Here is an 18,828-nt window from a genome sequence, read left to right as displayed (position 1 = left end):
CGCTCGTCCGGTCGTCGCGTTAGTGTCGCCGCATCAGACGAGGTGACCGCGACGATGACAAACCAGCCAGCTAAACGCGCCCGCGCACTCGGCATTTCCATCGGCCGCTTCAAGACCGGACCGTTGAACGCCATCACCGACGTGGCGGGCGTGACAGTCGGTCATGTCACGTGCGTCGAAGGCGAGCGCACCCGCACCGGCGTCACCGCGGTCCTGCCGCATGGCGGCAACCTGTTCCAGGACAAGGTGCCGGCGGGCTTGTCCGTATTCAACGGCTTCGGCAAGTTCGCCGGCGCCACGCAGATCGAGGAACTTGGCGAGATCGAGACGCCGATCCTGCTGACCAACACGCTCGCCGTCGGCCGGGCCATCGAGGCCATCAACCGCTACACGCTGGACCAACCCGGGAACGAGCGTGTCGTCTCACTGAACGCCGTTGTCGGCGAAACCAACGATTCCCGGCTGAACGACATCCGCCAGCCACGCCCGAGCATCGACGAGATGCGCCAGGCGATCGAGGTCGCAACATCCGGCCCGGTCGACGAAGGTGCGGTCGGAGCCGGAACCGGGACCGTCGCCTTTGGCCTGAAGGGCGGCATCGGCACGTCTTCCCGCATCGTGCCGGTCGCCGGGCACAGCTTCACGCTCGGCGTGCTTGTGCAGTCGAACTACGGCGGCCGACTGACGGTTGCCGGACGACATGTCGACGACTTGGCGGAGCACGACCGCGACGGCTCCATCGTCATCATCCTGGCAACCGATGCGCCGCTCTGCCCGCGCAATCTGAAGCGGCTTGCCAGCCGCGCATTCGGCGGGCTCGCCCGCACCGGTGCCGCCCTCAGCAACGGCTCCGGCGACTATGCGCTGGCCTTTTCGACGGCCGAAGAGGTTCGCCGCACGCCGGAGCGCCGCAAGGCCGTCATGACAATCCCGTCGCTATCGAACGACATCGTCTCGCCGCTGTTCGAGGCCGCCATCGAGGCGACAGAAGAGGCGATCCTCAACTCGCTGACGATGGCCGAAGACACCCATGGCTTCAATGCCGCAACCGGCAAGTCGAGCCTGGTGAAGGCCCTGCGCCTGCCACCGAGCGCCCATAACCGATCCCACATCCAGGAGCATTCATGTCCAGCCCGACCCTCCGCACAGTCTACCTGAACGGCGCCTTTCTGCCGGAGAACGAGGCGCGTCTGTCGATCTTCGACCGCGGCTTCCTGTTCGGCGACGGCATCTACGAAGTCACCGCCGTGCTTGAAGGCAGGCTGATCGACAGTGCCCTTCACATGGCGCGGCTGGAGCGCAGCGTCGGCGAGATCGGCGGCTTCCTGCCGGTGTCGACGGACGAGATCGTCGCCATCGAAAAGCAGTTGATCGAACGCAACGGGCTGACCGAAGGCGTCGTCTACCTGCAATACACCCGCGGCGCCGAGGACCGGAATTTCCTGTTCTCCGAGGATCTCCAGCCGACGCTGCTGCTGTTCACCCAGGCCAGAACTCTTGAGCATGTGGCGGCGGTCGAAAAAGGGCTGAAGGTCAAGATCGTCCCCGACCAGCGCTGGGAACGGCGCGACATCAAGTCCGTCTGCCTGCTACCGCAGGTGCTCGCCAAGCGTACTGCCAAGGCGGAAGGGTTCGACGAAGCGTGGATGGTCGAGGACGGCTTCATCACCGAGGGCGCCTCGTCGACAGCTTATATCGTCACGAGCGATGGCCGCATCGTCACGCGGGGGTCTTCGAACGCGACGCTGCCAGGCTGCACCCGGCTTGCCGTCCTGCAACTGGCCAAGGAGGCCGGCATGATCCTCGAAGAGCGGCCGTTCTCTGTGGAGGAAGCGCACACCGCGGTCGAGGCCTGCCTGACCAGCGCTTCCAACTTCGTGGTGCCGATCACCAATATCGACGGACAGCCGGTCGGCGATGGGAAGCCGGGGCCGATCGTCCGCCGGCTGCGGGCGCTGTACATGGACAACGCCCGCAAGACGGCGATCTGAACCGACCGGGTACCCGCCCGTCGCTGCGATCAGAACGCCTGGTAGGCCGAAATGATCGCCACCACCTGGTCGGCGTTCAATGCGTCGATCTGCGGCGAGGTGAAGGCCAGCAACTGGTCGCTGCTCAGCGACAGGAGATCGGAGGTCGACAGGCCGGTGAGCGCCGCGGTGTTGATCGCGGCGATGTCGGCCGCCGAGAAGGTCCCGAGTTCCTGCGTGCTGAGGGCGGCGATTTGAGCAGAACTCAGGGCTGCGACCTGCGCCGGCGTCAGCGCCTCGGCCTGGGCGGTGGACAGGGCGCCGATCTGCGCGGTCGTCAGCCCGACGATCGCCTTGGTGCTGATTGCGGCAATCTGTGCCGTCTCCAGTGCCGAGATCTTGGCGGTGCCGAGAGCCGCCAGTTGCAGCGCGTTGAACACGCCGACCTGGCTGGTGGTCATCGCAGAAAGCTGCGTCGAACTCATCGCCGTCAGCTGGAAGTAGCTCAGCTTGGTTACCTGGTCAGGCGTCAATGCCGCCACCTGTTCGCCCGAAAGCTGGCTGATCGTCGTGCTCGCCAGCCCTGCCACAGCGGCGGCGCTGATCGCGGCGATGTCGGCCGAAGTCAACGCTTCCAGCACCTGCGTGCCGAGTGCGGCAATCTGACTGGCAGACAGTGCGCCGATCTGACTGGCGGCAAGGCCATCGAACTGCGACGGGGAGAGCGCCCCGACCTGGTCCGAGGTCAATGCGGCAATGGATTTCGCCGATAGCGCTCCGACCTGCTCGGGCGACAGACTGGCGAGCACGGTTGGGCCAAGTCCCGCCGCCTGCACCGGATTGAACGCAGCGATCTGCGAAGAACTCATGGCGCCGATCTGCGCTGCGGAAAGCTGGCTGATCTGGCTGCCGGACAGTCCGCCGATCTGCGCTGCGGTGAGCGCTGCGATGCGTTCGGCGTTCAGAGTGCCAAGTGCGTCGCTGGCCAGGCCCGAAATGGCGGCTGCCGAAAGTGCGGCGATATCGGCGGTCGAGAAGGTGGCGATCGCGTCACTCGACAGGGCTGAGACCTGGGCTGACGTCAGTGCCGCAAGCTGCCCGGTCGACAGGTTGTCGAACTGGAGCGTCGAGAGTGCCGAAAGCTGCGTCGAGGAGAGCGCCGCAACCGCCTTCACACCGAGCGCGCCGATCTGGTCGCCGCTGAGGCCGGTAAGCTGGCTGGTCTCCAGGCCCGAGATCTGGGTCGCGCCAAGTGCCCGGATCTGCGCCGTCGACAGGCTGGCGATCTGCGACGAGGTCAGGCTGGCGATGTGGCCTGACTGCAGCCCGGCAAGCTGACCGGAGGTCAGCGCCGCGATCTGTTCGGTGCCGATGCCGGCAAGCGTACTCGTCGGCAGGCCCGCGATCGCATTCGCGCCGATGGCGGCCACGTCCTCGGCGGAAAACGCTGAAAGGTTCTGGTTGCTGAAGGCGGCAATCTGAGCCGAACTCAGCGCGGCGACCTGGGACGGCGTGAGCGCTTCCGCCTGTTCCAGAGTGAGCGCGGCGATGTGCGCCGTCGTCAGCCCGGCCGCAGCCTTTGCGGTCAGCAGCGCGATCTGGTCCGGCGACAGGCCCGCAAGGCTTGCTGTCGCGACGGCACCGACCTGCGCCGCCGAAAGCGCACGCAGTTGGGCGGAGGTCAGCGACAGGATCTGCGAGGGGTTCAGCGCAGCGATCTGCGATGACTTCATCGAAGCGACCTGCGCCGTGGTGAGGGCTGCGAACTGGTCCTGGCTGAGCGCCGCAATGCCATCGCTTGACAGGCCGGCGATGGCGGCCGCCGTGATAGCCGCAATGTCGCCCGTCGAGAAGGTTGCCAGCGCATCGGTTGGAAGGGCGGCAATCTGGGTGGCGGTGAGACCCGCGACCTGCGAGGCGAGGAAGGCTTCCGCCTGGTCGGCATTGAACGCGGCAAGCTGCGTCGTCGTCAGGCCGGAGATGGCCCGGGTGTTGAGCGCGGCGATCTGGTCAACCGACAGGGCAGCAATTGCAGCCGTGCCGAGCGCCGCCAGCTGGGTTGCCGTCAGGGCCTTCACCTGAGCGGTCGTCAGCGCACCGATCTGCCCGACGCCAAGCGCGCCGATCTGGTCCGTCTTCAGCACAGCAAGTTGGCCCGCCGTCAGTGCCGAAAGCTGTTCGAGACCGAGCGCCGCAAGCGTCGTCGACGCAAGCCCGCCCAGCGCCCGGGTATTGATGGCCGCGATTTCCGATGTCGTGAACGTCTCCAGCCCGTCCGAGGTCAGCGAGGCCATCTGCGCGGCGGTGAGCGTGGCGATCTGGGCGCTGGACAGTGCCTCGATCTGGTCGAGCGTCAGGATAGCCATCTGCATCGTGCTGAGGCCGGGAATGGCCTTGGCGGTGAGTGCGGCGAACTGGTCCGCATTCAATGCGGCGACGCTGTCGGTCGACAGGGCTGCAAGCTGCGACGACGCCAGCGCGCGGATCTGGCCGGTGCTGAAGGTTTCGATCTGCGACGGGGCGAGCGCTGCCATCTGGCTGGTCTTCAACGCCGCGATCTGCGCCGTCGTCAGTGCCGATACCTGCTCGAGCGTCAGCGCCGCCAGCGTTTCGGTCGGCAGGCCGGAGATTGCCTTGGCAGCGATGGCGGCAACATCGGCGGTCGAGAAGGTCTCAAGGGCAGCCGGGGTGAGGGCGGAAAGCTGCTTGGAGGTCAGCGCCGCCACCTGCGCGGAGGTCAGCGCCTCTGCCTGGTTGGTGGACAGCGAGGCAAGCTGCAGAGAGGTGAGGCCGAGTATGGCCTTGGCGCTGAGGGCCGCCACCTGATCGGTCGAGAGCGCTGCGATCTGCTCGGTGGTGATCGCTGCCAGCTGCGCAGAGGCGAGGCCCTTCAGCTGCGCCGTCGTCAACGCGCCGATCTGGCTGCTGCCGAACGAGCCGAGCTGGCTGCTGCTAAGCGCACCGATCTGGGCGGAGGTGAGAGCTGCAAGCTGGCCGCTCGACAGCAGCGCGATGGTGAGGTTCGCGAGCCCACCGATCGCCCGTGCGGAAATCGCGGCGATGTCGGCGGTCGAGAAGGTGGCGATGCCGTCGGCGGAAAACAGCGCCAGCTGTTTCGGCGACAGGGCCGCCACCTGCGACGCCGTCAGCGCTTCGGCCTGCTGCGTCGACAGGGCAGCGATCTGGCCGGAGGTCAGCGAGGGAACCGCCTTGGCATTGATCGCGGCAATCTGGCTCGTCGAAAGGCCGGCGAGATTGTCGCTGCTCAGCGCCGCAAGCTGCAGGCCCGTCAGCGTGCGGATCTGTGACGGGTTCAGCACCTCCACCTGGTCCGACGTCAGAGACTTGACCTGCTGGGCGCTCATCGATGCCACCTGCAGGGTGGTCAGGGCAGCGATCTGGTCGGTCGCCAGGCCGGAGATCAGCGTCGAAGAAAGGGCGCCGACCGCCTTCGCGCTGATTGCCGCGATATCGGCGGTCGAGAACGTGGCGAGATCCGCGGCATCCAGGGCTGCGATCTGCTTGGCGCTCAGCTTGGAGATCTGTGCTGGCGTCAGCGCCTCGGCCTGTTCGCTGCTGAGGGCGCCGATCTGTGCCGTGGAAAAGGCCGCAACCTGGGCGGCACCAAGGCTGGCGATCCGGTCGGTACCGAGCGCCGCCAGCTGGTCGAGCGACAGGCCCGGGAGCGACTTCACCGCGATCGAAGCGATCTGCGCGGTGTTGAGCGCGGCGATGTCCTCGCTCTCAAGCGCAGCGATCTGCTTCGACGAAAGAGCGTTCACCTGGGCCGCCGACAGCTGCGAGACGTCGCTCGAGGTCCAGGAGGCGATGGAGGCGGTCGACAGCGCCTTGATCTGGTAGATGCTGAGATTGGGAACGATGGAGGTCATTGACAGCGGCCCTCGGAGCAAATGGATCGGCGGCACTACGCGAGCGCCGGCAGCCGACTGCCAGAGTGATCCGCCTGCTTCGGATCGAAAATCTCTGTCGCTCGTCCGATGTCGCCCGGCCGCCGAGTGCCGGTTTCCCTGGCTGCTGCATGCGGATGAGATCCGGTACACCGCATGGCTTGCCCGAGCCTGTGGTGGCTGGCCGGCGTCTGGCCGCTGGATCAGGCGACCTGCAGTAGCTCCCAGATCCGACCGACGATCGCCCGTCCGTTGTCGCGCGATCGGTAGAGGCGGATCTCCACCGCGATGTCCCATTCGGGACCGCCGGCGCGCACCAGCACGCCCGTGGCAAGCTCGTCTTTCACCAGGCTTTCCGGCACCCAGGCGAGACCGCTGCCGGCCATCGCCATCGCCTTCAGCCCGACTGACATGCTGCCGACATGCGCGCAGGTGTTGGGCGGCAGGCGGTCCGCAAGCGCGCCGGCGATGAGCTGGCCGAAGAACGAGCTCTTCTGGTAGCTGGCATGCAGGAAGCTCGGCTCGATCGGGTGACGCGCCGCGCCCCGTTCATCCGGAGCACTGACCGGCACGATATTTTCACGGCCGAGCGTCAGGTGCTCGAACTCCGGCCCGAGCAGCATCGGCACATGCGCGTGCTGGTAGGTGAGGAGGAAATCGGAATGGCCGTCGACCAGCGAGTTGAGGTTCTCTTCCATGCTGCCGGAATCCGGCCGCAGGTGCGAGACGAGCGGTCCGACAGCCGCGCCCAGTGTCTGTATCCAGCCGGGAAAGAAAGTGATGGACAGCGTATGCAACGCCGTCAGCGTCACCCGCTGCACCTCGGCGCCGTCTTCGTGCCGGAGATTGCGGCGCGCCTGATAGAGTGATCGCAGCGTCTGCTCGGCGACCGGAACGAACCGCTCGCCGGCCTCCGTCAGCCGCGACGGATAGGTGGCGCGATCGATCAGGCTCGTGCCGACCCAGGCCTCAAGCTGGCGAATGCGGCGGCTGAACGCCGATTGCGTCACATGCCGTTCGTCGGCGGCCCTGGAGAAGTTCAAGGTCCCGGCCAATGCCAGAAAGTCCTCCAGCCATTTGACTTCCACAATGCTCTCCATTTCCAGGCCACAAGTTCGGCGGTGCCGATCAGACCGGCATCAGTGCCGACGGCTATATTCCATCATCCGGGCCCGGCCGAGCACCAGTTCCAGCCGATCGTCCGCCAGCATGTGGATACAGACGCGCTTGGTCCACGGTCCGTCCTTCAAGGTGAACAGGAAACGGCCGTTTCCGAGCGCGGTGAGCGGCATGCCATGGCGCACCGGGCCGATCCCCATCGTCAGCACATCCGCTTGGATCTCCAACCGCGCACCTTCGGGAGAAACCCACTCTCCGGACAGGGTTTCCGGCACATCCACAGTGCGGACCGGCACGAAACGCCGTGCCGCGTGACCGACTTCGCCGACGATCTCATCGCCGTCCATCCGCAGCCGCAAGGGAGAGGAGGCGGAGCGGGAGGAGACCCAGCCGTCGCCGTCGTCATAGACCGTTTCGTCGGCATCGAGATAGGTGACCGTGCTGCCGGCGACCTTGATCCACCAGGGGCCCTCCTGCGTGACATAGAGCCCGTCGATCAGGGCCGTCGAAACGCGGGGCAACGGCAGGCCGCGCAGCGCCGCCATGGCCTGCAACGCGATCCCGTAGCCGTTGGTATCCTCGCGGTTCGAGACGACGACGAAGCCGGCGTTCGTGTCCGGATCGAGAAGGAAATAGGTCTTGTAGCCAGGGTGCGACCCGCCGTGGCCGATGAAGTCCTGGCCGTCGAGCACGGACCGGCGCAAGCCGAGGCCATAGCCGCTCGGCCGGCCGTCGGCGAGGAGGCGCGGTGAAGCCAGCCGCTGCAGGATGTCGCCGAACGGTCCTGCGTCGGCCATCAGCATGCGCAGCCAGGCGACGAGGCTTTCGGCGCTACCGGTCATGCTGCCGGATGCGGACAGGTGCAGGCCGGCGGACGACAGCTGCCAGCGCTCATCGTCGCGCCAATAGCCGGGGACAAGGCCGGCGACCGGATCGTTCCAGACATCCGGCGCGTCGAACTCGGCACCCGCCCGGCGACCGGCTGCTTGGATGAAAGACTTGAACGACGTGCCCTTTCGCGCGAACGCCGCCTCCACCAGCCGATAGCCGGTATTAGAATAGGAGGTCTCCGTGCCTGCCTGGTAGTTGAGGCGTGTCTGGCGGGAGATGAAGTCGAGCAGCTCCGTCGAGCGGGTCTCGGTATAGACAGAAAGCCCCAGCAGCGTCAGGCATTCGCGCGTATCGGGAAGGCCACCGCTCATGTCGAGTGCCTGCCCGACGGACACCGCGGCAAGCGGCGCCTGCAGTTCCGGCAGATGATCGCCGAGCCTGTCGTCGAGCCCGATCAGTTCGGGATGGGACAGCACCATGGCGCAGAAGGCGTGCTTGGTCACCGAGGCGTACCGCACGACACTTCGGACGCTAAACGGCACCAGCGTCGCGAGGCTTTCCACTCCGCCACAGGCGGAAAACCGGATGCCGTCGATATCGAAGCCTATGACCGCGCCGCCCGGCGCATCCGGCCCCCAGCCATCGGTGAATGTCTTGGCCGCGGCAGCGGCGGCGTCCCAGTCCAATGACATCGTCATTCCTCGCTTAAGGTCGTTGCGGCTTGCAGCACGCCCTCCCAGTCCATCGTCTACCAGCGCTCGCCGGCTGCGACCAATTCCATTTTGCACGAACGCCATGCGCAGTTTGCATTTGCCGGGCGGTGCGACCATACCTACCAGTGCATCCACCCTCAGACACAAGCTCCCCGGAATATTGCGATGTCATCCATTCCTGCCGCTATCCCCGTTTTCGACGGCCACAACGACGTCCTGCTTCGCATGCGCCGCGCCGGGCAGGCCGATCCGGTGCAGGGCTTCCTCGACGGCGAGGCGACGGGGCATATCGATCTGCCGCGGTCGCGCGCCGGTCACCTCGCCGGCGGCCTTTGCGCCATATTCATCCCGCCGCCGAGCATGCGTCCGGATGCCAACGGCGATTTCCTCGCCCCAGCCCAGGCCGATGCGCTGAACGAGACAATGGCCATGACGCGCCTGCTGTTCGAGCTCGAAAGCCGCTCGCAGGGTGCCGTCACCGTCTGCCGCAGCGCTGCGGCCATCCGTGCGGCGATGAACGCGGGATCGTTTGCCGCCGTCTTCCACATCGAGGGTCTGGAGATGGTCGGTGCCGACCTCGACGCGCTCTACCTCCTGCACCAGGCGGGTCTGCGGACGCTGGGACCGGTCTGGAGCCGCCCGAACATCTTCGCCTACGGCGTTCCGTTCCGTTTCGGATCGACGCCGGATATCGGGCCGGGCCTGACGGAAGCTGGCAGGGCCCTCGTGCGGGCCTGCAACGACCTGAAGATCATGATCGATCTTTCGCACATGAACGAGCAAGGGTTCTGGGATGTTGCCGGCCTGTCGCAGGCACCGCTCGTCGCCTCGCATTCGAACGTCCACTCGCTCTGCCCGCATAGCCGAAATCTCACCGACCGACAGCTCGATGCCATTCGCGACAGCCGCGGTCTCGTTGGCATCAATTTCGGCGTGCTGTTCCTGCGCGACGATGGCGCCCGCAACGGCGATACGCCGCTGTCGAAGATCGCCGACCACGTCGCCTATGTCGCAGATCGCATCGGTATCCAGCATGTGGCACTGGGATCCGACTTCGACGGTACGACGGTGCCAAAGGAACTCGGTGATGCCGCCGGCCTGCCACGGCTGATCGAGGCGCTTCGCCAGCGCGGCTTCGACGACGCGGCGCTGGCGGCCATCGGCCACGGCAACTGGATTGACGTGCTGGAGCGCACCTGGGGCGGCTGAGCCTAATCCACCTCTTCTCTGTTCAACAAGTCGCGCTTCTCGCAGGGCCGGCATGTAAGCGCTTGCGCACTTAACGTGCGTTGAAGCCACATCAGCGGGCCTGAGCGGCATCGGTCTAAAACAAGAGTCTGTTTGTCATGTTAAATATGTTGACAAAAGGAATCATGTTTTTTATTCGGTAGAAATAAGGCACCGGCGTCTCGGCGGCCTCACCCACCACATCAACGCTCTCTGTGCGCGGCAGCCTCGCCGTGTCCGTGCGCGTGCTCAACATGAAAGATCAGCGATGCTGCCCCGCCTTTCTCGTCTCCTGCTCGCTTGCACCAGCGTCGCGTCCCTGGGCCTCCCCATGACCGCCGTTGCGCAACAGGCGTCCCCCTCGGATGCGACGGTCCTGTCGCGCGTCACCATCAAGGGCGACCGGTCTAGCGTCCCGCAGGGCGGTGCCACAGACAGCCCGCTGACCAGTGAAGTAAGCCGGGAGACGATCGGGGCCCGGCAGATCACCAGCGTCCAGGATCTCGGGCGTGTCGCCGAGCCAGGCGTCAACTTCAACCGCGCCAACGGTTCGGTCAACATTCGCGGTCTCGAAGGCAGCCGCGTGCTGACCACCGTCGACGGTATCCCCTTGCCGTTCCTCAGCGACCCGACCCGCCAGGCGACCGGCGGCGTCGATACCGTCAACTTCAGCGCCTTGTCGGCGGTGGACGTCATGAAGGGTGCCGATTCCAGCCGCGCCGGTGCCGGCGCGCTGGGTGGCGTTCTTGCCTACCGGACGCTGGAGCCCGAGGATCTGATCGGCGAGGGCAAGCAGTGGGGCGGCCTCGTCAAGACGATCTACGACAGCTCGGAGCGCAGCTGGCAGGGCGCGGCAGCGGTCGCCCGCAAGGTCGACGGCACCTCGGTTCTGTTCCAGGGCAGCTACAAGAAGGGCCATGAGCTTGAGACCGATGGCAGCATCGGCGGCTACAGCACCACCCGCACGGAAGCCAACCCGTCGGATTTCAACGAGCACAACCTGCTCTTCAAGCTGCGACAGGAGCTGGCCGGCGGTCACACCATCGGCGTCACGCTGGAGCGTTACCGCAAGGATCGCGATATTGATAACCGCATCAACCAGGCGGTGACCGGCAACTATCGCCCCGGCAATTATCAGTCGCAGAAGGAGAGCGATCGCGACCGCGCCTCGCTCGACTACAAGTTCGAAAGCGAGAGCGATACGAGCTTCATCGACAACCTCTGGACCTCGCTCTACGTCCAGAAGATCGGCACTCTCGACGGCTATACAGGGTTCCGTTCGACGTCGATCGTCGGCCCGATCGGCCGCGACAACACCTCCGATGAGCGCGACATCGGCCTGATCGGCGCGGCGCAGAAGAACCTATCCATCGGCGGCAACAACCACCTGCTGACCTTCGGCTGGGACCTCGCGACGATCACCAGCGACCAGTATTCGGCAGGCTACGACGCGTGCCCGCGCAAGCCGGCCAGCGGCATCTATACGGGCGCCGCAACGGCCTGCAACAACCTGCACACCAACCAGGCAGATACGCCGAAGGTCGACGGCAATCGCATCGGCCTCTATCTCGACGACGCGATCGAACTCGGCCAGTCCGGCTTCACGCTGACGCCCGGCCTGCGCTTCGATTGGGTTCGTTACGAGCCGCAGATGACCGATGGATTTGCCCGCAACGCATCGCGGCCGTCGCTCCCCGCCTCGTTCGAAGACACCGCCGTTTCGCCCAAGCTACGTCTGACCTACGATGCCGCACCGGATATCCAGCTCTTCGGCCAGTGGGCGATGGGCTTCCGCGCACCAACCGCCGGCGAACTCTACAGCCGCTTCGGTGCCAGCGGCACCTATCTGCGCCTTGGCAATCCGGATCTGGAATCGGAAACCAGCAACGGCTTCGAGATCGGCGCCAACCTCGGCGACGAAAGCTTCGGCGGCAGCATCAACCTGTTCTACAACCGCTATGAAAACTTCATCGACTCGCGCAGCCTAACGGCTGGCGAGGCCGCTGCCATGGGCTACAACCTCAACGACTACCGCCAGGGCGGCGTCCAGCAGTTCCGCAACATCTCCAAGGCTGAGATCTACGGTGTCGAGGTCTCCGGCCACCGCGCCTTCGACAACGGCCTGCGCGTCGGCCTCGGACTTTCCGCGCTGAGCGGCAAAGATCTCGACAACGATACCTTCCTGCGCTCCGTCGCGCCGGCCAAGGCCGTCGTCAGCTTCGGCTACGATACGGAAATCTGGGGCGTCGGCGTCGACCTCATCGGCGTCTCGGCGTCGCGCCACGACGACGGCAAGGCCGGCACCTACTTCCGCACGCCGGGCTATGGTCTCGTCGACCTGACCGCATGGTGGGAACCGGAGCAGGTCAAGGGCCTGCGCATCAATGCCGGCATCTACAATGTCTTCGACAAGACCTACTACGACTACAGCTCGGTTCGCTCGAACGCCGCCACCCAGGCCCGCGAGTTCTATTCGGAGCCCGGCCGCTCATTCAAGGTGTCGCTGACCCAGCGGTTCTGAAGAAAACGATCCCACCGAAAAAGGGCATCCCTCGCAGGAGGGGTGCCCTTTTTGCATGCGTCGATGGGTCTGATCGTCCGGCCGCTACCGGCAGCGAAATTCCTCTCCGCCGGCAGGCATGGACCAGCCGCCGTCAGGCTCCGGAACCGAAGCCGTCACTATGATGGATCAGGATGAGATGAGCTGATGTGGCGGTCGCGCGATTGCGGCAGCACGAACGGCATTTGGCCGACAGGGGTGCGTCCGACGGCGCCGGAGATCTTGTAGACCTGCATAACCATCGCGTCGTTCAGGCTCTCCGCGCAGCTGCCCTGCGCCACGACGCGGCCCTTTTCCAGCACCACGATCCGGTCGGCGAACTCGGCGACCAGGTTCAGGTCATGCAGGATCGCCAGCACGATGCCGCCTTGGCGCGCAAAGGTTTTGGCGGTCTCCAGGACGGCAATCTGATGGCTGAGGTCGAGGCTGGAGGTCGGCTCGTCGAGCAGCAGGCCCATCGGCATGCCGTTCTTCACCGGCTGCGGGACCTGGGCGAGTGCGCGCGCAAACTGCACGCGCTGCTGTTCGCCACCCGACAGTGTTGGGAAGGGCCGGCGTTCGAAGCCCGTCAGCCCGACGCGTGCCAGCGCCATTCGTGCCGCGGTACTCGGATCGGCAGCACCTTGGGCGACCGCCCCCATGCGCACGACCTCGAGCACGGTGAACGGGAAGGCCAGTTCGCTTGCCTGAGGCAGAACCGCGCGCTTGGCGGACAGCGCTCTGGCATCCTGCAGCCTGACGTCGACATCATGATAGGTCACCGATCCGCTGGAGGGCGAAAGCTCGCCAGACAGGACCTTCATCAGCGTCGACTTACCCGCACCGTTCGGACCGATGACCGCCGTCATGGCACCCGGCTGCAGGCTCACCGAGACGTCATCGAGCAATCGCTGGCCACGACGTTCGACCGTGACGGAATGAGCCTTGAACATCATGCATCTCCTGTGCGCATGCCATTGCGTCCGACGATCAGCAGCAGGAAGACCGGCGCGCCGAACAGCGCCGTGACGATGCCGAGGGGCAGTTCTGCCGGAGCGACGATAGTGCGGGCGACGCTGTCGGCCAGAAGCAGCAGAACCGCGCCGCCGATCGCGGACGCCGGCAGAAGGAAGCGGTGCGACGGCCCGATGATCAGCCGCAGCAGATGCGGTACGACGATGCCGACGAAGCCGATCGAACCGGCAACGGCGACCGTCGCTCCGCAAGCGGCGGCAACAGCCAGGATGACGAGGCGCTTCAGGCGCTGCACCGGGACGCCCATGTGGAAGGCCGCTGCGTCGCCCAGCACCAGCGCATCCAGGCCGCGGGCGACGGCCGGGATGACGGCCGATACCAGCACCACGAACGGCAGGATGGAGAGGACGCGGGCAAAGGTCGCGCCGCTCAGCGAGCCGAGGCTCCAGAAGGTGATGTCGCGCAGCTGACGATCATCGGCGACGAAGATCAGCAGCCCCATGATCGCGGCGCTGATCGCGCCGACCGCGATGCCGGAGAGGATCAGCGTGCTGGTCTGGGTCTGGCCGGAATGCGTGGCGATCCGGTAGAGCAGCAGCGTGTTGATGAGCCCCCCGGCAAACGCCATCACCGGCAGGAAATGGCTCCCGAGAAAAGCGGAGAGCGAGGCAAGTGGCCCCGATCCCAGCACGATGCCGAGGACGGCGAACAGGGCCGCGCCCGAGGTCACGCCGACGACGCCGGGATCGGCGAGCGGATTGCGGAACAGCCCCTGCATCATGGCGCCGGAAACGGCAAGGCCGGCACCCACCAGCACTGCAAGCGCCGTGCGCGGCAGCCGCACTGCCTCCAGGACCACGCGTTCCTGCAGCGTCAATTCCGCCGAGCGACCGGTGACGTAGAGCCAGAGATGGCTGAGATCGACGCCGGTCGGACCCTGCGCCAGCGATACGAAGCACGAGACACCGAGAAGCAGGAGCAGGCCCGTCAGGCAGAGCACGCCGAGGCGGGATCGGTCCCCATCCGGTTCGCTCGAGCGGATCGCGGCGATCAGGCTGCGGCGCATCTCTAGTTGCTCTGCGGATAGAGCTGCGATGTCAGCATTCCGATGGCTGTCGGCGTGCGCGGGCCGAAGCCGGTCAGCAACAGGCCGTCCATCTGCAGCAGGGCGCGATTGTCGGCGGCGGGCGTCGACAGGAAGGCCGGCAGGCTGAAGACCTGGTCGGGCGTCAGGTGGTGGTTGCCCGACTGCATGACCAGCACGTAATCCGGCCTTGCGGCGATCACCGCCTCGTCGGTCAGCGGCTTGTAGCCGGTGATCTGGTCGGCGGCGTTGATGCCGCCGGCCATCTCGATCATCGCCGCGGCCTCGGTGCCCTTGCCGCCGGCCATGATCCGGCCGTTGGCGACGGAAAGGATGAACAGCACGCGCTTGCGCGGCTGCGGGATCTTCGCGGTCTCGGCGAGCGCGGCGTCGAGCTCGGCCTTGGTCTTCTGCGCCAGCACGTCGGCCTTGTCTGCCAGACCGACGGCGGCGCCCACGTCGCGGATCTTGTCGGGGATCGTCTCGCTCAAGGGCAGCGCCTTGATCGTTGCCGTGGCGATGCCGCTGGCGCGCAGGACGGTCAGCGCATCCGGCGGCCCAGCACCGTCCTGCAGCAGGATCAGGTCCGGGTTCTGGCCGATGATGCCCTCCGGGGACAGCGCCCGCAGGTAGCCGATATCCGGCTTTTCCTTTGTGCCCTGCGGATAGGTACTGGTCGAATCGACGGCGACGATCCGGTCCTGGGCACCAAGCTCATAGAGAATCTCGGTGACGGCGCTGCCGATCGATACGATACGGCGGGCGGCTGGATTGGCGGGTTCGGCAGCCAGCGCAGAGCCGGCCGCTATCGCCGCGAGGACGCCGAATACCGGAAGGCCAAGCCTCCTGAAACGCTTCTGCTTGGCCATGACTGCTACCCCGTTCCCCTCGACGCCACGCCTTGAACCCGGGCGCAGCGCTAAAACCTGACTGTGATTATCAAGTCTTAGGACTTTCCTTCCGGGAGGGCAATCTATATCATGAGCGGATCACACCAGTTTTAATGGGGGTCACAGAATGTACATTGCAATGAACCGCTTCCGGGTCGTGCCGGGCCACGAGGAACGCTTCGAGGAGGTCTGGCGCAGCCGCGAGCGGCACCTGTCGAGCATGCCAGGCTACCTGGAATTTCGCATGCTGAAGGGCGCCAAGCACGACGACCACACGCTCTACGCATCGCACACGATCTGGGAGAGCGTCGAGCATTTCACCGCCTGGACGAAGTCGGAGCAGTTCCGTGCCGCCCATGCCCGCGCCGGCGAAAATCGCGGGAGCGTGCAATATCTCTCTGGCCCGCATTTCGAAGGCTTCGAGGTCATCATCCACGAAGGCCGCGACGGCAAAGAGGAAAAGGCTGCATGACGACGTCTGTCAGTCCGATGCTGCAGGCCGATGAAGACAGGCGGCAGCGAGCACTCGCGGCGCTGGCGGAAAAGCCGGACGGCGTGGTCGAGGCGATCGCCACGAAGGCCGAGGTGACGCCGGCCGAGATCCTCGCCATCCTGCCTTCGGGAGCCGCGGTATCCGTCGGTGCCGATGCCTTCGAGACGATCTGGGCCGAGGTCTCCGGCTGGGGCGATGTGCTGTTCATCGTTCACACCGGCGATATCGTGCTGGAAGTGACCGGCAGCCTGCCTCAGGGCAGCGAAGGCCATGGCTGGTTCAACATCCACGGCGACAGCCCCATTGGCGGACATATCCGCAAGGATCGCTGCGCCGGCATCACCTTCGTCGACCGGATGTTCCACGGCCGCCGGTCGTGCTCGATCTGGTTCATGAACGCCGATGGTGCCGCGATGTTCAAGATCTTCGTCCGGCGCGACGAGGCCCGCGAACTGCTGGCCGACCAGCTCGGCAGCTTCGAGGCTCTGGCCCACCGCTACGCCGCGGTCTGACGCACACCTGATCGAAGGGCTGCCGGTGCAAAACGTGCCGGCCGCCTTTTTCTGTCCGGCTCCGCCTTCAGGAGGCAGCGGTCTCGGGTTCGTCGTGCGTTCGCCAGTACCGGCGAGGGGCCACTCCATAGATGCGCTTGAACGCATGCCCGAATGCACTTTCCGACGAATATCCAACCCTGACGGCAACCGCTGCGATCGTCGATCCATGGCGAAGATCGCTGCGCGCCAGCCGCATGCGCCAGCGCAGCAGGTAATCCAGCGGCGAGATGCCCACCAGCGCCTTGAAGCGCCTGGAAAAGGACGCTCGCGACATCGCCACGGATCCCGCCAGACCGTCGAGCGTCCACGGATGGGCAGCATCGCCGTGCATAGACCGGATCGCCTTGCCGATCCGCGGATCGCCCAGCGCGCTGATCCAGCCGAAATCCTCGCCGCTGTCCTGATCGAGCGCCGCCCGCAGAACCTGGATGAGAAGCACGTCGGCCAGCCTGTCGACAAGAACGCCGGCGCCGATACGCGTGCTCCTGATTTCAAGGTCGAGGATGTCGAGCGTCGCGCGCACGACGGCAGCCGATGCGTTGCCGGACGGGATCAGCAGGAACCGGGGCAGTGATCCCCGCAGCAGTTCGGCGCCCGATGTCTCGAACCCGAAGGTGCCGGCAATCAGCACCGTGTCATCGCCGCCATGATGCGCCACATCCGATTGTGCCCAGTCGAAAGCCGCGATCCCGTCTTCGGGCGCAACCTCATCGTCATTCGCCAGCACGTAGCTCGGCGCGTTGGCCAGCAGGAAGCAATCGCCTGCCGCCAGCTGCCGGCGCTCGCCATCGCCGAAATCGATCCAGCAACTGCCACGCAACACGGCGCCGAACTTGAATGCCGGCTTGGCCGGGAACCGGTAGGACCACGGCCCGCTGGCCTCGAAGCGTGTGCAGCGCGCGCTGCGGATGTTGAGCAGCGAGAAGACTTCGGACAAGGGATCCATGACATCTATCCGATCGCGACGATTTCTGAGTGCTTACAGCATAGATCGGATCAACCAGCGATGCGAGACTCCTTCCGAACAACAGGAGAAAGATCATGATTGGTATCGAAGGCAAGGTCATCGCCATCACCGGCGCGAGCAGCGGTATCGGCGAGGCGACAGCGCTGAAGCTGGCCGGGCAGGGCGCCATTCTGGTTCTCGGCGCTCGGCGTGAGGATCGGCTGGCAGCACTCGCGCAGGCGATCGGGGCGAAGGGCGCAACGGCATCCTACCGCGTCACCGATGTCAGGCGTCGCGAACATGTCGAGGCGCTTGTCACGCATGCGGTCGACACATACGGCAAGCTGGACGTTCTGGTGAGCAATGCCGGCATCGCGCCGATTTCGCCGCTCGACGATCTGAGGGTCGAGGACTGGGAGGCGATGATCGACGTCAACGTCAAGAGCGTCCTTTACGGCATTGCCGCGGCTCTTCCGGTCTTCCGCCGCCAGGGTTTCGGTCACTTCGTCAACACGATCTCGACCGCCGGGCTGAAGATCGTGCCGACCATGGCCGTCTATGCGGGATCGAAGAACGCCGTGAGAACGATCACCGAAGGGCTTCGCCAGGAAGCCGGCGCGTCGCTGCGGGTGACCGGCATCTCGCCGGGCTTCGTCGATACGGACCTGGCATCCTCGATGACCGATCCCGCGATGCGCGCACAAGGGGAAGCCGGCATGAAGTCGATGGGAATGCCGGCGTCGGCCGTCGCCGATGCGATAGTGTTCGCCATCTCCCAGCCGCCGAATGTCGATGTCGGTGAGATCGTCCTGCGCCCGACGGCGCAGGGATAAAGAAGCTTGCGCAGCGCCCCGTCATGTCCTCGGTCTGCAGGTCGCCGACACACGACAAGACCGCGATCCACTCATAGATCATGCGTAGATCCCTGGGACGGTCTTTCATGTGCCTGCAACGGAAGATCGTCTAGCGGGCCAACTGCGTGCCGTTCGGCGCTGCGCGAAGCCGGAACAGCCTCCAAAGCCGGAAACCAAGCCCATCCGATGGCATGGGACTGTGCAAAGCGTGTGGTTCTTCCCGCGCCTTTGCAGGTTCGGTCAAAGTCCTCACCCGATCCAGAAATGCCTTGGCGTCGAAGCGCTTCGTCCGGCGTCCGGTCGAGGTCCCGCCTGGATCCGGATGAAAGAAGATCTCCAGGTTGACGACCGGCAGCGGCTGGATGTCGCGCACGGTGTCGATGTCGGGACGGGTGGTGACGACGACACGATACTCCGTTTCGGCGAGAGCCTTCTGAAGCTCGGGCACGGTGCACGCGACGCAAGCAAGATAACCGGCCTCGTTCAGGCGCGTGGCAATCAGAGCTGCTGCGGCGTCTGGCAGGAAGACCAGAATGCGCTGTCCGGGATGGTGATCCATGGCAATATCCTTGGCTAACTGGTGCCATGATACGCAGACGCCGCCGGCCCGTGTGTTCGGATAGGTTTAGTTTTGTTGCGGAAAAGACGGCTGGTCGCCGTGCATTCCGGGGATGGGACGTGCGGGCAGGCAGCGCCTGTGGGTGACCGCGGACGCTCCTGCCGTC

At 65.5% G+C, this 18,828-nt stretch carries 15 protein-coding genes; 7 read left to right on the top strand and 8 right to left on the bottom strand.

Going from position 1 to position 18,828, the window contains the following annotated elements; genetic code table 11:
- Positions 1-54 precede the first annotated feature (54 nt).
- Positions 55-1,158 carry a DmpA family aminopeptidase gene (locus ACR65N_RS08165; protein ID WP_440456559.1) on the top strand — a complete coding sequence of 368 codons (1,104 nt, stop codon included), beginning with the start codon at positions 55-57 and terminating at the stop codon, positions 1,156-1,158.
- On the top strand, positions 1,125-1,991 hold the full coding sequence (locus ACR65N_RS08160; protein WP_440456558.1) for a D-amino-acid transaminase: 867 nt from the start codon (positions 1,125-1,127) through the stop codon (positions 1,989-1,991). The genes ACR65N_RS08165 and ACR65N_RS08160 overlap by 34 nt, the downstream gene beginning before the upstream one ends.
- A 29-nt stretch (positions 1,992-2,020) precedes the next feature.
- On the opposite strand, the gene ACR65N_RS08155 is transcribed toward ACR65N_RS08160, so the two are convergent.
- The 3 genes from ACR65N_RS08155 to ACR65N_RS08145 all read right to left on the bottom strand — a co-directional run bounded on the left by ACR65N_RS08155 (position 2,021) and on the right by ACR65N_RS08145 (position 8,526).
- Positions 2,021-5,860 (bottom strand): beta strand repeat-containing protein, encoded by a 3,840-nt coding sequence (locus ACR65N_RS08155; RefSeq protein WP_440456557.1) that lies wholly within the window; start codon positions 5,858-5,860, stop codon positions 2,021-2,023.
- A gap of 221 nt (positions 5,861-6,081) precedes the next feature.
- Positions 6,082-6,966, bottom strand: coding sequence for a LysR family transcriptional regulator (locus tag ACR65N_RS08150; protein WP_440456556.1), 885 nt, complete (start codon positions 6,964-6,966; stop codon positions 6,082-6,084).
- A gap of 51 nt (positions 6,967-7,017) precedes the next feature.
- Positions 7,018-8,526 carry a serine hydrolase domain-containing protein gene (locus tag ACR65N_RS08145; RefSeq protein ID WP_440456555.1) on the bottom strand — a complete coding sequence of 503 codons (1,509 nt, stop codon included), beginning with the start codon at positions 8,524-8,526 and terminating at the stop codon, positions 7,018-7,020.
- A 180-nt stretch (positions 8,527-8,706) separates the two neighbouring features.
- Here ACR65N_RS08145 and ACR65N_RS08140 point away from each other — a divergent pair, with 180 nt between their 5' ends.
- Together ACR65N_RS08140 and ACR65N_RS08135 are read left to right on the top strand one after the other, a co-directional pair.
- Positions 8,707-9,750 (top strand): dipeptidase, encoded by a 1,044-nt coding sequence (locus ACR65N_RS08140; RefSeq protein ID WP_440456554.1) that lies wholly within the window; start codon positions 8,707-8,709, stop codon positions 9,748-9,750.
- A gap of 349 nt (positions 9,751-10,099) precedes the next feature.
- Positions 10,100-12,289 carry a TonB-dependent hemoglobin/transferrin/lactoferrin family receptor gene (locus ACR65N_RS08135; protein WP_440456553.1) on the top strand — a complete coding sequence of 730 codons (2,190 nt, stop codon included), beginning with the start codon at positions 10,100-10,102 and terminating at the stop codon, positions 12,287-12,289.
- A 158-nt stretch (positions 12,290-12,447) separates the two neighbouring features.
- Here ACR65N_RS08135 and ACR65N_RS08130 read toward each other — a convergent pair whose 3' ends face one another.
- From ACR65N_RS08130 to ACR65N_RS08120, 3 genes are read right to left on the bottom strand one after another with little or no spacing between them, the layout of a single operon-like run.
- On the bottom strand, positions 12,448-13,260 hold the full coding sequence (locus tag ACR65N_RS08130) for a heme ABC transporter ATP-binding protein (RefSeq protein WP_440456791.1): 813 nt from the start codon (positions 13,258-13,260) through the stop codon (positions 12,448-12,450).
- The gene (locus ACR65N_RS08125; RefSeq protein ID WP_440456552.1) at positions 13,260-14,348 is read right to left on the bottom strand and encodes a FecCD family ABC transporter permease; all 1,089 of its coding nucleotides are present in this window, start codon (positions 14,346-14,348) and stop codon (positions 13,260-13,262) included. The genes ACR65N_RS08130 and ACR65N_RS08125 overlap by 1 nt, the downstream gene beginning before the upstream one ends.
- 2 nt (positions 14,349-14,350) lie before the next feature.
- Positions 14,351-15,235, bottom strand: coding sequence for a heme/hemin ABC transporter substrate-binding protein (locus ACR65N_RS08120; RefSeq protein ID WP_440456551.1), 885 nt, complete (start codon positions 15,233-15,235; stop codon positions 14,351-14,353).
- Positions 15,236-15,383: 148 nt separating this feature from the next.
- On the opposite strand from ACR65N_RS08120, the gene hmuQ reads away from it, so the two are divergent.
- Together hmuQ and hutX are read left to right on the top strand one after the other, a co-directional pair.
- Positions 15,384-15,728, top strand: a complete 345-nt coding sequence (hmuQ, locus tag ACR65N_RS08115) for a heme-degrading protein HmuQ (protein ID WP_440456550.1) — start codon at positions 15,384-15,386, stop codon at positions 15,726-15,728.
- Positions 15,725-16,261 (top strand): heme utilization cystosolic carrier protein HutX, encoded by a 537-nt coding sequence (gene hutX / locus ACR65N_RS08110; protein WP_440456549.1) that lies wholly within the window; start codon positions 15,725-15,727, stop codon positions 16,259-16,261. Before hmuQ ends, hutX begins: the two co-directional genes overlap by 4 nt.
- A 67-nt stretch (positions 16,262-16,328) precedes the next feature.
- Here hutX and ACR65N_RS08105 read toward each other — a convergent pair whose 3' ends face one another.
- Positions 16,329-17,249, bottom strand: a complete 921-nt coding sequence (locus ACR65N_RS08105; RefSeq protein ID WP_440456548.1) for an AraC family transcriptional regulator — start codon at positions 17,247-17,249, stop codon at positions 16,329-16,331.
- A 95-nt stretch (positions 17,250-17,344) separates the two neighbouring features.
- Between ACR65N_RS08105 and ACR65N_RS08100 the strand changes: the two genes are divergently transcribed.
- Complete coding sequence (locus ACR65N_RS08100) at positions 17,345-18,082, top strand: SDR family oxidoreductase (protein WP_440456547.1); 738 nt, start codon at positions 17,345-17,347, stop codon at positions 18,080-18,082.
- Positions 18,083-18,212: 130 nt separating this feature from the next.
- Here ACR65N_RS08100 and ACR65N_RS08095 read toward each other — a convergent pair whose 3' ends face one another.
- Positions 18,213-18,662: a hypothetical protein gene (locus ACR65N_RS08095; RefSeq protein ID WP_440456546.1), complete on the bottom strand. Its 450-nt coding sequence runs from the start codon at positions 18,660-18,662 to the stop codon at positions 18,213-18,215.
- Positions 18,663-18,828 lie beyond the last annotated feature (166 nt).

Source organism: Rhizobium sp. SAFR-030, assembly GCF_059415005.1.
The sequence above is the reverse complement of the archived record's forward strand: the minus strand, read 5'-3'. Positions and strand labels throughout refer to the sequence as shown.

Bases quoted from the DNA above. Each gene is read 5' to 3' on its own strand.
- ACR65N_RS08165 (WP_440456559.1), top strand. From the start codon at position 55: ATGACAAACCAGCCAGCTAAACGCGCCCGCGCACTCGGCATTTCCATC.
- ACR65N_RS08160 (WP_440456558.1), top strand. From the start codon at position 1,125: ATGTCCAGCCCGACCCTCCGCACAGTCTACCTGAACGGCGCCTTTCTG.
- ACR65N_RS08155 (WP_440456557.1), bottom strand. From the start codon at position 5,860: ATGACCTCCATCGTTCCCAATCTCAGCATCTACCAGATCAAGGCGCTG.
- ACR65N_RS08145 (WP_440456555.1), bottom strand. From the start codon at position 8,526: ATGACGATGTCATTGGACTGGGACGCCGCCGCTGCCGCGGCCAAGACA.
- ACR65N_RS08140 (WP_440456554.1), top strand. From the start codon at position 8,707: ATGTCATCCATTCCTGCCGCTATCCCCGTTTTCGACGGCCACAACGAC.
- ACR65N_RS08135 (WP_440456553.1), top strand. From the start codon at position 10,100: ATGACCGCCGTTGCGCAACAGGCGTCCCCCTCGGATGCGACGGTCCTG.
- ACR65N_RS08130 (WP_440456791.1), bottom strand. From the start codon at position 13,260: ATGTTCAAGGCTCATTCCGTCACGGTCGAACGTCGTGGCCAGCGATTG.
- ACR65N_RS08125 (WP_440456552.1), bottom strand. From the start codon at position 14,348: ATGCGCCGCAGCCTGATCGCCGCGATCCGCTCGAGCGAACCGGATGGG.
- ACR65N_RS08120 (WP_440456551.1), bottom strand. From the start codon at position 15,235: ATGGCCAAGCAGAAGCGTTTCAGGAGGCTTGGCCTTCCGGTATTCGGC.
- hmuQ (WP_440456550.1), top strand. From the start codon at position 15,384: ATGTACATTGCAATGAACCGCTTCCGGGTCGTGCCGGGCCACGAGGAA.
- hutX (WP_440456549.1), top strand. From the start codon at position 15,725: ATGACGACGTCTGTCAGTCCGATGCTGCAGGCCGATGAAGACAGGCGG.
- ACR65N_RS08105 (WP_440456548.1), bottom strand. From the start codon at position 17,249: ATGGATCCCTTGTCCGAAGTCTTCTCGCTGCTCAACATCCGCAGCGCG.
- ACR65N_RS08100 (WP_440456547.1), top strand. From the start codon at position 17,345: ATGATTGGTATCGAAGGCAAGGTCATCGCCATCACCGGCGCGAGCAGC.
- ACR65N_RS08095 (WP_440456546.1), bottom strand. From the start codon at position 18,662: ATGGATCACCATCCCGGACAGCGCATTCTGGTCTTCCTGCCAGACGCC.